Source organism: Streptomyces sp. NPDC049687, from assembly GCF_044465285.1.
In the GTDB taxonomy this organism is placed as follows: Bacteria; Actinomycetota; Actinomycetes; order Streptomycetales; family Streptomycetaceae; genus Streptomyces.
Genome location: NZ_JBITLN010000009.1, coordinates 49,794 through 63,480 on the forward strand (window position 1 = coordinate 49,794; position 13,687 = coordinate 63,480).

At 71.5% G+C, this 13,687-nt stretch carries 12 protein-coding genes; 10 read left to right on the forward strand and 2 right to left on the reverse strand.

All coding sequences use genetic code 11. The annotated features are described in order from the left end of the window. Nucleotides 1-169: 169 nt before the first annotated feature. Both ACIBVL_RS26535 and ACIBVL_RS26540 read left to right on the forward strand, forming a co-directional pair. Nucleotides 170-1,780, forward strand: coding sequence for an MFS transporter (locus tag ACIBVL_RS26535; protein WP_399100520.1), 1,611 nt, complete (start codon nt 170-172; stop codon nt 1,778-1,780). A 164-nt stretch (nt 1,781-1,944) separates the two neighbouring features. Further along, entirely contained in the window at nt 1,945-3,135 is a 1,191-nt protein-coding gene (locus tag ACIBVL_RS26540; protein ID WP_399100522.1) for an acyl-CoA dehydrogenase family protein, read from the forward strand. A 44-nt stretch (nt 3,136-3,179) separates the two neighbouring features. On the opposite strand, the gene ACIBVL_RS26545 is transcribed toward ACIBVL_RS26540, so the two are convergent. After that, nucleotides 3,180-3,617, reverse strand: a complete 438-nt coding sequence (locus tag ACIBVL_RS26545; protein WP_399100524.1) for a cell division protein SepF — start codon at nt 3,615-3,617, stop codon at nt 3,180-3,182. Between the two features lie 314 nt (nt 3,618-3,931). Here ACIBVL_RS26545 and ACIBVL_RS26550 point away from each other — a divergent pair, with 314 nt between their 5' ends. Beyond that, entirely contained in the window at nt 3,932-5,128 is a 1,197-nt protein-coding gene (locus ACIBVL_RS26550) for a DUF5685 family protein (RefSeq protein ID WP_399101225.1), read from the forward strand. A 116-nt stretch (nt 5,129-5,244) separates the two neighbouring features. Further along, nucleotides 5,245-5,838, forward strand: coding sequence for a GTP-binding protein (locus ACIBVL_RS26555; protein WP_399100525.1), 594 nt, complete (start codon nt 5,245-5,247; stop codon nt 5,836-5,838). A 192-nt stretch (nt 5,839-6,030) separates the two neighbouring features. Here ACIBVL_RS26555 and ACIBVL_RS26560 read toward each other — a convergent pair whose 3' ends face one another. Beyond that, nucleotides 6,031-6,981, reverse strand: coding sequence for an ABC transporter substrate-binding protein (locus ACIBVL_RS26560; RefSeq protein ID WP_399100528.1), 951 nt, complete (start codon nt 6,979-6,981; stop codon nt 6,031-6,033). 392 nt (nt 6,982-7,373) lie between these two features. Between ACIBVL_RS26560 and ACIBVL_RS26565 the strand changes: the two genes are divergently transcribed. The 6 genes from ACIBVL_RS26565 to ACIBVL_RS26590 all read left to right on the forward strand — a co-directional run bounded on the left by ACIBVL_RS26565 (nt 7,374) and on the right by ACIBVL_RS26590 (nt 13,658). After that, a complete protein-coding gene (locus ACIBVL_RS26565; protein ID WP_399100530.1) occupies nt 7,374-8,231 on the forward strand; it encodes an amino acid ABC transporter permease in 858 nt (285 codons plus the stop codon). After that, nucleotides 8,228-9,985, forward strand: a complete 1,758-nt coding sequence (locus ACIBVL_RS26570; RefSeq protein ID WP_399100532.1) for an FAD/NAD(P)-binding protein — start codon at nt 8,228-8,230, stop codon at nt 9,983-9,985. The genes ACIBVL_RS26565 and ACIBVL_RS26570 overlap by 4 nt, the downstream gene beginning before the upstream one ends. Before the next feature lie 32 nt (nt 9,986-10,017). After that, nucleotides 10,018-10,779 (forward strand): amino acid ABC transporter ATP-binding protein, encoded by a 762-nt coding sequence (locus ACIBVL_RS26575; protein ID WP_399100534.1) that lies wholly within the window; start codon nt 10,018-10,020, stop codon nt 10,777-10,779. 3 nt (nt 10,780-10,782) lie between these two features. Beyond that, on the forward strand, nt 10,783-11,736 hold the full coding sequence (locus ACIBVL_RS26580) for an LLM class flavin-dependent oxidoreductase (protein ID WP_399100536.1): 954 nt from the start codon (nt 10,783-10,785) through the stop codon (nt 11,734-11,736). 4 nt (nt 11,737-11,740) lie between these two features. Further along, nucleotides 11,741-12,520 carry a DUF1684 domain-containing protein gene (locus ACIBVL_RS26585; RefSeq protein ID WP_399100539.1) on the forward strand — a complete coding sequence of 260 codons (780 nt, stop codon included), beginning with the start codon at nt 11,741-11,743 and terminating at the stop codon, nt 12,518-12,520. Between the two features lie 235 nt (nt 12,521-12,755). After that, complete coding sequence (locus ACIBVL_RS26590; RefSeq protein ID WP_399100541.1) at nt 12,756-13,658, forward strand: S1 family peptidase; 903 nt, start codon at nt 12,756-12,758, stop codon at nt 13,656-13,658. The last annotated feature ends 29 nt before the right edge of the window (nt 13,659-13,687 follow it).

Sequence of the window (13,687 nt, forward strand, 5' to 3'; positions counted from 1 at the left end):
TGAAGGGTGAGAGCTCCGCCACGTGGCCCTGGCGCGAACTCGCGTACGCTGCGTCTCACTCGTGTTCGTTTGCGCGGGCCGGAGACCACCGCTCCTCTCCGGCCGAGTCGCGGGGAGCCCCCCACCCCGCGAGCCCGCCGGATCGAGGGATCACCTGGGAGGTACGTTCATGTCCGGGACGACCACGGCTGCCGTCGGGCTGCGCCGTCGGGCGGCCGGGGCCGGTGCCAACCGCTGGGTCGTACTGGTGGTGCTGTGCGTCAGCCTGCTCCTGGTCGCGGTCGACGCGACCGTGCTGCACGTCGCGGTGCCCGCGGTCACCGAGGACCTCAGGCCCGGCGCGATCGAGCTGCTCTGGATCGTCGACACCTATCCACTGGTCTGCGCCTCGCTGCTGATCCTCTTCGGCACGCTCGGCGACAGGGTCGGCCGACGGCGGGTCCTGCTGCTCGGGTACGCCCTGTTCGGCGTCGCCTCCGCGCTGGCGGCGTTCGCCGGGAGCGCCGAGACGCTGATCGTGGCGCGGGCGCTGCTCGGCGTCGGCGGCGCGATGATCATGCCGGCCACGCTGTCGATCCTGCGGCAGGTCTTTCCCGACCGGCGGGAACGGGCGCTCGCGATAGGCATCTGGAGTGCCGTGGCCGCGGTCGGCGCGGCGGTCGGCCCGTTGCTGGGCGGCTTCCTCCTCGAGCACTTCTGGTGGGGTTCGGTCTTCCTCGTCAACATCCCGCTGATGCTGGTCAGCCTCCCGGTGGGTCGGCTGCTGCTGCCGGAGTCGCGGGGTGTGGAGGACGGGCCCTGGGACGTGGTCGGCGCGCTGATGGCGGCGGCCGGGCTGTTCGGTGTCGTCCTGGGCGTGAAGCGGCTGGGCGGCGGCGAGCTCGGGGCGTTCACCCTGGTGCCGGTGGCGGTCGGTGCGGTGCTGCTCACTCTCTTCGTACGACGCCAGCGACGGCGGGCGCATCCCCTGGTGGACCTGCGGATGTTCGCGCGGCCGGCGTTCAGTACGTCGGTGGGGTGCATCGTGCTGGCGATGCTGGCGCTGGTGGGGCTCGAACTGATCGCGGCGCAGTATCTGCAGCTGGTGCTGGGGCTGTCTCCGCTGGAGACGGGCCTGCGACTCCTGCCCCTGACCTTCGCCGCGATGGCGGCGGGGCTGGCCGGGGCGCGGCTGCTGCGGGGGTTCGGGCCGCGGCGGATGGTGTGCGGGGGATTCCTCCTCACGGCGCTGGCGGTGCTGCTGCTGACCGCGATGGGCGGAGCCGACAACGCGGCGCTGCTGTTGTTCGGGTTCGTACTGCTCGGGTTCGGTCTGGAGACGACGCTGTTCGCGGCGTACGAGTCGATGCTGAGCGAGGCGCCGGCGGAACGGGCGGGAGGCGCCGCGGCGATCGGCGAGACGTCCTACCAGCTGGGGGCGGGTATCGGCATCGCCCTGCTGGGCAGCGTGATGAACGCGGCCTACGCGCCCGGGCTGTCGTCCGTGCCCGGGGTGCCGGCGTCCGCGTCGGCGGCCGCCGGGCATTCGCTGGGCGAGGCCTATGAGGTGGCCGGGCAGCTGGGCGGGCCGGCCGGGGCCGCGCTGCGGCGGGTCGCGAAGGACAGCTTCGTGCACGGACTGCATGCCACGCTGCTGGTGAGTGCGGGGTTGTTGTTGCTGGGGGCGGTGATGGCGTTGCGGTTGCCGCGGGTCATGCAGTGCGAGTCCGCCGCGGTCGGGCTGCCCGCTCCGCGGGAGGCCGGGTCTGCCACCCACGCACCACCGGTAACCGTTCGTTGAGTGGTGATCGTCGCCCGTGCGGGTGACGCGCCGTCGGCGGCTTCGCGTGGCCGGGTGGGCATCGCCTTCGCCCCTGTCGTGCCTCGCCGTCGCGGCGCGTTTGGTAGCGTCGGCCGGACATCGTAACTAGCGTTGCTAGTTTTCGTGCTCCCGGAGGCTGCCGTATGTCCGCGTCCTCGAAGTTGCCGCCGTTCGATCCCGCCGATCCGCTGGGGATCGATGATCTGCTGGAGCCAGAGGATCTCGCCGTCCGTGACACGGTGCGGAGCTGGGCGGCGGACCGGGTGGTGCCGTATGTGGCCGAGTGGTACGAGCGCGGGGAGCTGCCGGGGATCCGGGAGCTGGCGCGGGAGCTCGGCGGGATCGGGGCGCTCGGGATGTCGCTCAGCGGGTACGGGTGTGCCGGGGCGAGTGCCGTGCAGTACGGGCTGGCCTGTCTGGAGCTGGAGGCCGCCGACTCCGGGATCCGGTCGCTGGTGTCCGTGCAGGGGTCCCTCGCCATGTACGCCGTCCACCGGTTCGGCTCCGAGGAGCAGAAGCAGGAGTGGCTGCCCCGGATGGCGAGCGGGGACGTCATCGGATGCTTCGGGCTCACCGAACCCGATCACGGGTCCGACCCCGCGGGCATGCGGACCTACGCCAAGCGGGACGGCTCGGACTGGGTGCTCAACGGGCGGAAGATGTGGATCACCAACGGGTCCGTCGCCGGGGTCGCCGTGGTCTGGGCCCGGACCGACGGGGGGATCCGCGGGTTCGTGGTGCCCGCCGACAGCGCCGGGTTCTCCGCGCCGGAGATCAAGCACAAGTGGTCGCTGCGGGCCAGTGTGACCAGCGAGCTCGTGCTCGACGACGTGCGGCTGCCCGCCGACTCCGTGCTGCCGGAGGTCACCGGGCTGCGGGGGCCGCTCAGTTGTCTGTCCCACGCGCGGTACGGGATCGTCTGGGGTGCGATGGGAGCGGCGCGCGCCTGTTTCGAGACCGCCGTCGAGTACGCGCGGACGCGGGAGCAGTTCGGGCGGCCCATCGGGGGGTTCCAGCTCACCCAGGCCAAGCTCGCCGACATGGCGGTCGAACTGCACAAGGGGATTCTGCTCGCCCACCATCTGGGGCGGCGCATGGACGCCGGCCGCCTGCGTCCCGAGCAGGTCAGCTTCGGCAAGCTCAACAACGTACGGGAGGCGATCGAGATCTGCCGTACGGCGCGGACGATCCTCGGTGCCAACGGGATCTCGCTCGAATACCCCGTCATGCGGCACGCGACCAACCTCGAGTCGGTGCTCACCTACGAGGGCACCGTCGAGATGCACCAGCTCGTGCTGGGCAAGGCGCTCACCGGACTCGACGCCTTCCGCTGACCCGGCCCCAAGGGGCCGGGGCAGGGCCGGTGAGCGGCCCTGCCTCAGCTCTGGTTGAAGAAACCGTCCCCCCGGTGCGGGGCCGGATCGCCGTTCACGATCTCCGTGTTGGACGGGGTCAGCAGGAACACCCGGGTGGAGACCCGCTCGATCGAACCGCGCAGGCCGAAGATCAGCCCGGCCGCGAAGTCGACGACGCGCTTGGCGTCGGCCGCCTCCATGGCCGTGAGGTTCATGATGACCGGCACGCCCTCGCGGAACAGCTCACCGATCGCGCGCGCGTCCCGGAAGCTGTCCGGGGTGACGGTGCCGATCCGGCGGCCCTTCTCCTCGGCCGTGTCCGTGGCCACCTTCACGCGGGGGTCGGTGACCCAGGCGTCGCCGGAGTCGGTCCCCTCGGAATAGTCGTCGTCGTAGTAACGCTCGTCATCGTTGTCGTCGACGAGGCCAAGCCAGGCACTCGCCTTGCGCACCGATCCCATGGACGCCTCCTCTCACAGCGGTCTTTCTTCCTTTCCGCATTCCCCATGGTCGTCCATGATGCGGATGTCGCGCCAAGTGGATAGACGCCGCGCGGGGGGTTTGTGACGGTACTGGTGCACAGCGAATCCGTCGAGAGCCCGCGTCCCCCAAGGGTCCTGCCGTGCACGGCTGCTGACTGAGAGTGAAATATGACTGTTCGTGGCGTACGGGTGATACACGGTGCGTACGGGTGAACAGGGCAGAGCGTTCAACGGTGATTATCGGCCGATAGCATGCGGCAGCTCAATGTCTGACTATGGCTACGGGGGTCGTCGTGTTCGGAATCGTCAGGCCGTGCAGCCACCGGCTCGGTGAGCGGCTCAAGACCCAGTGGATGGCGCACCTGTGCGGGCTCTGTCTCGCGCTGCGCGGCGATCACGGCCAGTTCGCCCGGGTCGTCACCAACTACGACGGGCTGCTCGTCTCGGTCCTGACGGAGGCTCAGGCCGAGACGGCCACCGGGTGGCGGCGTACGGCGGGACCCTGCCCGTTGCGCGGGATGCGCACCGCGTCCGTCGCGCAGGGGGAGGGCGCGCGGCTCGCGGCGGCCGTCTCGCTGGTGCTGGCCTCGGCCAAGGTCCGCGACCATGTCGCCGACGGGGACGGGCTCCTGGCGCGACGGCCGGTGGCCGCGGCCGCGCGCAGGGTCGCGCGGAGCTGGGGGCGGGCGGGGGAGCGCGGTGGAGCGGCGGTCGGGTTCGACACCGCGGTTCTGGTGGACGCCGTGGACCGGCAGGTCGGGATCGAGGCGCTCGCCGGGCCCGGCACGTCTCTGCTGACGGTCACCGAGCCGACCGAGACCGCCACCGCCGCCGCCCTCGCGCACACCGCCGTGCTGGCCGGCCGGCCGGGCAACGCCGCACCGCTCGCCGAGGCCGGCCGCCTCTTCGGGCGCCTCGCGCATCTGCTGGACGCCGTCGAGGACCAGGCGGCCGACGCCGCGTCCGGTGCCTGGAACCCGCTGACGGCGACGGGGACCCCGCGCACCGAGGCCCGGCGGCTCGCCGACGACGCCCTGCACGGCATCCGGCTCGCGCTGCGGGATGTGGAGTTCACCGACGGCAGGCTGGCGCATCTGCTGCTCGCGCACGAGCTGGGGCGGTCGGTGGACCGGGCGTTCGGGACGTCCTCGTGCGGCCACGCGCATGCGCCTCAGGGCGCCTTCGGCCCGCCGACCGGGCCGTACGCCCCGCAGGGCCCGGTCGATCCGAACGCACCCGGCAATCCGTACGGCAACCCCTTCGGCGGTGAGCCGCCGCGCCCCGGCAAACGGGGCTTCTGGGCCGGGTGCGCGGTCGCGCTCGGGCTGTGCTGCACCTGCAAGGCGTGCTGCGCCGACGAGTTCGAGGGGCCCTGGTCGAGAAAGAAGCGTGAAGGATGGTGCAGCGACGGCTGCGGCAACTGTGACTGCTGCGAGACATGCGAGTGCTGCGAATGCTGTGAGTGCTGCGCCTGCGACTGCTCCTGCTGACACAGCGTCATCCTCAGGTCTACGCGGCGCTCTGTGAGGGGCGTCACGGTGAGCGTCGAGCACGCCCGGGACGTATCCCGTGTCGAGGACGCGGACGCTCGAAAGGACCAGGGACCATGCCCGGGCGCTCTGACAGGATCGTGCCGCTCGCCGTGAAGATCGTGGTGAGCGGAGGGCTCGGGGTCGGCAAGACGACCTTCATCGGGGCCGTCTCCGAGATCGAGCCCCTCGACACCGAGGCGGCGATGACGCAGGTGTCGGTGGGTGTCGACTCGCTGGACGGCGTGGAGTCCAAGACCAGGACCACCGTCGCGCTCGACTTCGGCCGGATCGCCCTCGACCCGGCCATCGCGCTGTATCTGTTCGGGACGCCCGGGCAGGACCGGTTCTCCTTTCTGTGGGACGACCTGGTGGAGGGCGCGTTGGGGACGGTCGTCCTCGCGGACACCCGGCGGATCGAGGAATGCTTCCCCGCCGTCGACTACTTCGAGGCCCGGGGCGCCCCGTTCGTGCTCGCCGTGAATCGGTTCGACGGGGCGGAACACCGTGAACTCGACGATGTCCGGGACGCGTTGGGACTCGGCGCGGAGGTTCCGGTACTGGAGTGCGACGCACGGGAACGGGGGTCCGTCCGGGATGTCCTGGGTGCTCTGATGGATCGGGTGATCGGGGTTCGGGCCGAGCTCAGAGGGCGGGCGGTCGCGGGTTAGGGCCTGTCCGGCGGATCATGCCGCAGACGCGGGGCTTGGCACGCCCATCCGCGGCGTTGCCGTCGGTTGCCGACGCTCCGCGTCGACGCCCTCCTCCGCCTTGCAGCTGGACGCACCAAGCCCCGCTCACCTGCGCCGAGGAGCCGGCGTCGGTTTCCTGCGACTTGATCCGCCGGACAGGCCCAAGGCCGCTTACCGCTCCGGAGGGGAGATCTCCGACTTGGTGATGGCCGAGCCCGTCGTGCCCCACTTCTTCAGGATCCTGGCGTATGTGCCGTCGGCGATCAGGCTGTTGACCGCCGCCTGGAAGGCCGGCGCCAGCTCTGTGCCCTTCTTGAAGGCGAAGCCGACGTCCAGGCGGTGGTACTCGTTGAGGAACTTCACGCCTTCCTGATGGGCCACGGCGTAGCGCAGGCCGTTGATCGTGGACATCACGATGTCGCTGCGGCCCTGCTGGAGCGAGGACCAGATCGCGCCCTGCTCGCTGTACGTCTGGACCTTGTACGCCGTCTCGCCCGCGTCGGCGCAGACGTGCTTGTTCTCCTCCAGGGTGGCCTCGAAGGTGGTGCCGGCGCCGGTGGCGACGTTCAGGCCGCACAGCTGCCTCAGGTCGGTGATCTTGGAGAGCTTGCTGTCCTCGCGGGTGGCGAAGCCCTGGCCGTCGTTGATGTAGGTGACGAAGTCGATGGTCTTGAGGCGTTCGGTCGTCACGCCGAAGTTGCTGACGCCGAAGTCGTACTTGCCGCTGTCGAGGGCGGGCAGGATCGCCTCGAAACTGGCCTGTTCCGTCGTGACCTCGATCCCGAGCACGTGGGCGACCGCGTGGGTGAAGTCGACGTCCTGGCCCGCCAGGGTCTTGCCGTCGGCCAGATAGCCGGTGCCCGGCGGGGTGCCGCCGACGCTCAGGCCCACGGTCAGACCGGTCACGCCGGACGGCAGCAGCTCGGCGGCCGCGTCGTCCTTCTTGACGGAGGACACGACGTCCGTCGTGGGGATCGCGTCCGACGTGGCGGCCGCCTCGGCCGTCCCGGTACCGGTTGGGCCGGAGCCGCACGCGGTGAGGAGCAGGGTCGCGGAGGTGATGAGGGCGAAGGGGATGAAAGGGGTGAAACGCCTGGTGCGGATACGCGTGAGCGTGCGCATGGTGTGCGGTCTCCTGGCGGCAGGGGTGAGGGTGGCGCGAGGGGAGGGGTGCGCGTGTGAAGGCGAAGGGGGAGAACGCGAAAGGCGCCCCTCCGGTCAGGAGGCCGGGGCGCGCAGGGGGTCAGCTCAACAGGACGAGGACCACACTCGACCGAAGTCGATGTGGGAGCGTGTGACCAGCCACTGCTGCGGATGCATGGGCCAAGTGGAGCAGGTCTCCGATTACCCGTCAACCGACTTGAGACGTACGGCTCACAGTTCGGACAGCCTTGACAGTGAGGGGAAACACCCCCGTACTCTCGCTGTACGGCCCTGCTGAGGGGCTCGGCCGTATCTCTTTCCGTGTGAAGGCATCCACCCGTGTTCGACCCACCGCGTCACGGAGCCTTCGCATGTCTTCCGACACCCTCGCCACAGTCCCCGCCGTCCCGGACGCGCCGGACCACGCGGACACCCCGCGCATCGTTCCGCGGCGCCGTCTCGGTCAGTGGACGGCCGCCGCCGTCGTGCTCGTCCTGCTCGCGCTCGCCGTCAACTCGGTGCTGCGCAACGACGCGTTCCAGTGGGCCGTCGTCGCCGACTACTTCACCACCGACTCCGTCCTGCGCGGACTGTGGCTCACGCTGTGGCTGACGGCGGTGGTGATGGGGCTCGGGTTCGTCCTGGGCACCCTGCTGGCCGCCGCCCGGTTGTCCGCCAACCCCGTGCTGAGGGCGGTCAGTTGGGGGTACGTCTGGCTTTTCCGCTCGATCCCGATCCTGGTGCAGCTGCTGCTGTGGTTCAACATCGGGGCGTTGTATCCGCAGGTGTTCGGTGTGAAGACCGTGAACCTGCTCACGCCCGTCGCCGTCGCGATCATCGGGCTCACCCTGCACGAGGCCGCCTACGCCGCCGAGGTGGTGCGCGGCGGGATCCTCTCCGTGGACCGGGGGCAGGTCGAGGCCGCCCAGGCGCTCGGGCTGAGCCGGTGGCGCCGCTGGCGGCGGATCGTGCTGCCGCAGGCCATGCGCTCCATCGTGCCGCCGGCCGGGAACATGCTGATCGGCACTCTCAAGGGCACCTCCGTCGTCAGCGTCATCGCCGTCCAGGACCTGCTGTTCTCGGTGCAGCTCGTCTACCACCGCACGTACCAGGTCATTCCGCTGCTGATGGTGGCCACCGTCTGGTACACCGTCGTCACCTCGGTGCTCGGCGTCGGTCAGTACTACGTGGAGAAGCACTACGCGCGCGGGACGGGAGACCGGCGATGAGGCGGTCTCTCGTGATCGTCGGGGCCGGGCCGCGGGGCACCGGCCTGATCGAACGCATCGCCGCCAACGCGCCCGAGCTGTACGCCGGTCCGGGCCTCGACATCCATCTCGTGGACCCGCATCCACCGGGCGCCGGACGCATCTGGCGGGCCGCCCAGTCGCCGCTGCTGTGGATGAACTCGCACGCCGAGGACGTCACCATGTTCACCGACGAGACCGTGCAGATGGACGGTCCGGTGCGGCCCGGGCCCACCCTGCACGAGTGGGCCGGCGTCGACGGGCGACTCTTCGCCGACCGGCAGCTCCAGGGCGCCTACCTGCGCTGGGTGCACGAACAGGCCGTCGCCGCGCTGCCTCCGCAGATCGGCGTCCACCACCATCCCCGGCGCGCGCTACGGGTGAGCGGGCCGCGCGAAGGACGTCAGCAGGTGTGGCTGGAGGGGCGGCCCCGGCCGCTCCTCGCCGACCTCGTCGTCCTCGCCCTGGGCCATCTCGACGCCGAACTCGACGATCAGCAGAGCGAGTTGGCGGCGTACGCCCACGAGCACGGGCTCACCCACCTGCCGCCCGACTTCACCGCAGACAGCGACCTGTCCGCGCTCCGGGCCGGCGAACCCGTCCTCGTGCGCGGCTTCGGGCTGGCCTTCGTCGACCTGATGGTGCTGCTCACCGAGGGGCGCGGCGGACGGTACGAGGGGGACACCTATGTGCCCTCGGGGCGGGAGCCGGTGCTGTACGTCGGATCGCGGCGCGGGGTGCCGTACCACTCGAAGATCGGCTACGACTGGACGGGGGAGCGCCCGCCGCTGCCCCGGTTCCTCGGGCCCGCCGACATCGACGCGCTGCTCGCGCGGCCGGAGGGCTTCGACTTCCGGCGGGACGTGTGGCCGCTGGTGGTGAAGGAGCTGGGCTTCGCCCACTACCACCGGCTGTTCACCGCCCACCCCGAGCGGACCGCGATCGCCCGGGCGGACTTCGAGGAGAAGTACGCGGCGGCCGACGACGCGGCCGAGCTGGACGCCCTGGTCGCGTCCGCCGTGCCCGATCCCGCCGACCGGCTTGACCTCGCCGTGCTCGACCGGCCGCTGGACGGGGTGCGGTACGCCTCCCACGAGGAGTTCCAGGACGGGCTGCGGCGGTATGTCGAGGACGATCTGAGCCGTCGTCACGACCCTTCCCACAGCGCCGACCTGTCCGTGTTCCTCGGACTGCTGTCCGTCTACGGGCAGCTCGTGCGGCTCGGGGACATCGGGTCCTGGTGGCACGGGTTCTTCAGCCACCTCGCCTCCGGACCGCCCGGGCCCCGGCTGCGGCAGCTGCTCGCGTTGTCCCGGGCCGGCGTGCTGAAGTTCGTCGGCGCCGACATGGCCGTACACGCCGAGGACGGGGTGTTCCGGGCGTCCAGCCCGACCGTGCCCGGGTTCTCGGTGACGGCACGGGCCCTTGTCGAGGCCCGGCTGCCCGAGCCGACGCTGCGGCGCGCCCTGGACCCTCTGCTGCGCGAGCTGCACGCCGACGGCGCCGCGGAGACGGCCGACGGACTGCTGCGGGTGGACCGGGCCGACGGGCGGATCCTGGACCGGGCCGGCCGGCCGCACCCACGGCGGTTCGCGCTCGGCCCGCACACCGACGGACGCACACCCGGCGCGTTCACCCGCCCCCGCACGGGCGGACCCGCGTTCCGGCAGAACGACGCCACCGCGCGTGCCGCCCTGGTGTTCCTGCGGGACCTCGGCGCCGACGCCGCCGCGTAAGCCAACCCCCTGCCAGCAAAGGAATCTCCGCGATGAGCGTCATGGTCGACATCAGGTCCGTGCACAAGAGCTTCGGCTCGCTGGAGGTGCTCAAGGGCATCGACCTGGCGGTGCCCACCGGCGAGGTCACCGTCGTCCTCGGGCCCTCCGGCTCGGGCAAGTCGACACTGCTGCGCACCATCAACCACCTGGAGAAGGTGGACAAGGGCTCGATCAGCGTCGACGGCGCCCTCATCGGTTACCGGCGGTCGGGGGACAAGCTGTACGAGCTGCCCGAGCGCGAGGTGCTGAGGCAGCGCACCCGGATCGGTTTCGTCTTCCAGAACTTCAACCTGTTCCCGCACCTCACCGTGCTCGACAACGTCGTCGAGGCGCCGGTGTCCGCGCTGAAGCGGCCCCGGAGGGAGGCGGTGGAGACGGCGCGCAGACTGCTGGAGCGGGTGGGGCTCGGCGACAGGGCCGACGCCCATCCGAAGCAGTTGTCCGGCGGGCAGCAGCAGCGGGTCGCCATCGCACGGGCGCTCGCGCTGGAGCCCAGGCTGCTGCTGTTCGACGAGCCGACCTCCGCGCTCGACCCCGAACTGGTCGGCGAGGTCCTCGATGTCATCAAGGATCTGGCCCGGCAGGGCACCACGATGATCGTCGTCACGCACGAGATCGGGTTCGCCCGCGAGGTCGCCGACACCGTGGTGTTCATGGACGACGGCCGGATCGTCGAGCAGGGCCCGCCCGGTGACGTACTGGACGCTCCCCGGCACGAGCGGACCCGGGCGTTCCTGTCGAAGGTGCTGTGAGCCATGGGACTGCTGCATCTCGCCGCCGCCGTCGATCAGCCCGGCGTGTACGAGGCCGGCCCCTACGTCGAGCTGGCGCGGCTCGCCGAGCGCGGCGGGCTCGACTTCGTGACGCTGGACGACTCCTCCGCCCGGCCCGGACTGGACGCGCCGGCCGTGCTCGCCCGGGTGGCGCCCGCCACGCACCGCGTCGGACTCGTGCCCACCCTCACCGAGCCCTCCCGCGTCCGGGCCGCCGTCGCCACCCTCGACCGGGTCAGCCGGGGCCGGGCCGGCCGGTGGATCGACCTGTCCACCGGCGAGGGTGACCCCCGCCGCTTCGGCCGCCGGAACACCGCCCCGCCGGACGCTCTGTGGCAGGAGGCGGGCGAAGGCGCCGACGGGGCCGCCGGGTTGAGGGGAAGCGGCCCCTCCGGCGTGCCCCGGCCACCACAGGGCCGCCCCGTGCGCGTCGTCGACGCCACCGAGGGACCGGCGCGTCCGGCCGCCGCACGGTACGCCGACGTGGCCCTGGTGCGGGTGGCGAGTTCCGCGCAGGCCCGCGCCGTACGCGAGCGACTGCGCGCCGAGGCCGCCGCGTTCGGCCGGGACCCGGACGGATTGCGCGTGCTGGTGAGCCTGCTCGTCGACCTCGGCGCCGGCGAACACGCGGCCGAGCCGGGCCACGGCGGCGGAGGTCCCCGGCAGACCGCGCAGGGCCCGCTCTACCGCGGCGGCCCCGTCGACCTCGCCGAACTGATCGCCTCCTGGCACCAGGAGGGCACCGCCGACGGCTTCCACCTCGTCCCCCTCGAACCCCACCGCGACCTGGAGCGCCTGGTCAACGGCACGGTCGCGCTGCTGCAGCACCGTGGCCTGTTCCGCACCTTCTACCCGGGCAGCACACTGCGCGAGCACCTGGGCCTGGCCCGGGCCGTCCACCAGCCGCGGTGTCCCACCCCCCTCTCAAAGGACTGATCGGATGACGACGGACGCGGCAGTCGCCTGGAAGCAGTGGCACGCACACCGCATCGACACGGTCTCGGCGCCCTACGGGCCGCTCGCGCTCACCGGCACGCACTGGCTGGAGGACTTTCCGGACGGTCGACTTCCGGACATCCCCGGGGCCTGGACGGCCGCGGCGGACGGGGTGGTGCTCACCGCGGCCGAGGCCGACGGGCTGACCCTGGACGGGCAGCCGTTCCGTGGTGCGGCGCGGCTCGGCGCCGACCCGGGAGTGGTGGCGGCCAGGGTCGGGTACGGGGAGCGGCGGCTGGTCGTGCTGGTCAGGGAGGGTGTCTGGGGGGTGCGCGACTTCGACCCGGGCGCCGCGGCCCGGCGCCTGTTCCGAGGCGTCGAGGCCACCCCGTACCAGGCGCGCTGGTCGGTACCCGGGCGCTTCACGCCGTACGGCGAGGACCGTACCGTCCGGGTGCCGAACGCAGACGGACGGGAGCGCGGGCTCGGGCTCGGCGGAGAACTGGCGTTCGTGCTGGACGGGCAGCACCACACCCTCCAGGTGAGCGTGCAGGGCGACGGCTCGCTGTGGGCGGTGTTCGCCGACGCGACCAGCGGAATGAGCAGTTACCGGTTCCGGTTCCTGCACCCGGGCGCACCCGACCCGCACGGGCGCACGAGGGTCGACTTCAACCGGGCCGTACTGCCTCCGTGTGCTTTCGCCGACGCCTTCATCTGTCCCTTCCCGCCGCCGGGGAACACGCTGGGCGCGGCGATCGAGGCAGGGGAGCGCAACCTGCTCTGAACTGGGGCGAAGAGGGCTTCCACGGGTCTTGGGCAGGGACAACTCGCGCAGTCCGGTCAAGATCTGACGGCCGAAAGGCGCCCTTGCGCCGACCGTCCGTTCGGCCGAATACTCCCCCACAGCGCTTGTCAGGGTCACGGCGTGTCCGAAATCGGGCACCATCGGTCCTGGCTGCGCCTCACGGGCCCCGACCCCACTCGACGGGCCCCCGACTTCCCCTGGGAGGGAACGAAAAGTGAGGATCAAGCGCACCACCCCCACCCCGCGCGGCATCTCGAGACGGAGCCGGCTGGTCGCCGTCGCCACCGGCCTCGTGGCCGCGGCCGCCGTCGCGATCCCCAACGCGAGCGCGGCCGACACCGCCACCTTCAGCACCGCCCAGCTCAAGAGCGCCGGCAGTTCGGTGCTCAAGGCCGACGTCCCGGGCACCGCCTGGGCCGTCGACAGCAAGACCAACCGGCTCGTCGTCACCGTCGACAGCACGGTCTCGCAGGCCGAGATCACGAAGATCAAGGAGCAGGCGGGCAGCAACGCCGGCGCGCTCACGATCAAGCACACGCCGGGCCAGTTCAAGAAGCTGATCACCGGCGGCGACGCCATCTACGGCGGCGGCTACCGCTGCTCGCTCGGCTTCAACGTGCACAGCGGGAGCACCTACTACTTCCTGACCGCCGGTCACTGCGGTGAGGTCGCCTCCACCTGGTACTCCAACTCGGGCCAGAGCACGACGCTGGGCACGAACGTCAGCTACAGCTTCCCGACCAACGACTTCGCCCTGGTGCGGTACACCAACTCGTCGGTCGCCCACCCGAGCACGGTCGGCAGCCAGACGATCTCCAGCGCGGCCACCCCGAGCGTGGGCACCACGGTCTACCGCCGCGGTTCCACCACGGGTACCCACAGCGGCCGGGTCACCGCCCTGAACGCCACCGTCAACTACGGCGGCGGCGACGTCGTCTACGGCATGATCCAGACCACGGTCTGCGCCGAGGGCGGCGACAGCGGCGGCCCCCTGTACGCGGGCACCGTGGCCTACGGTCTGACCTCCGGCGGCAGCGGCAACTGCACCTCCGGCGGCACGACCTTCTTCCAGCCGGTCACCGAGGCTCTCAGCTACTACGGCGTGAGCGTCGGCTGACGATCCCGCCCGGCGAGTTCCACGAGTGA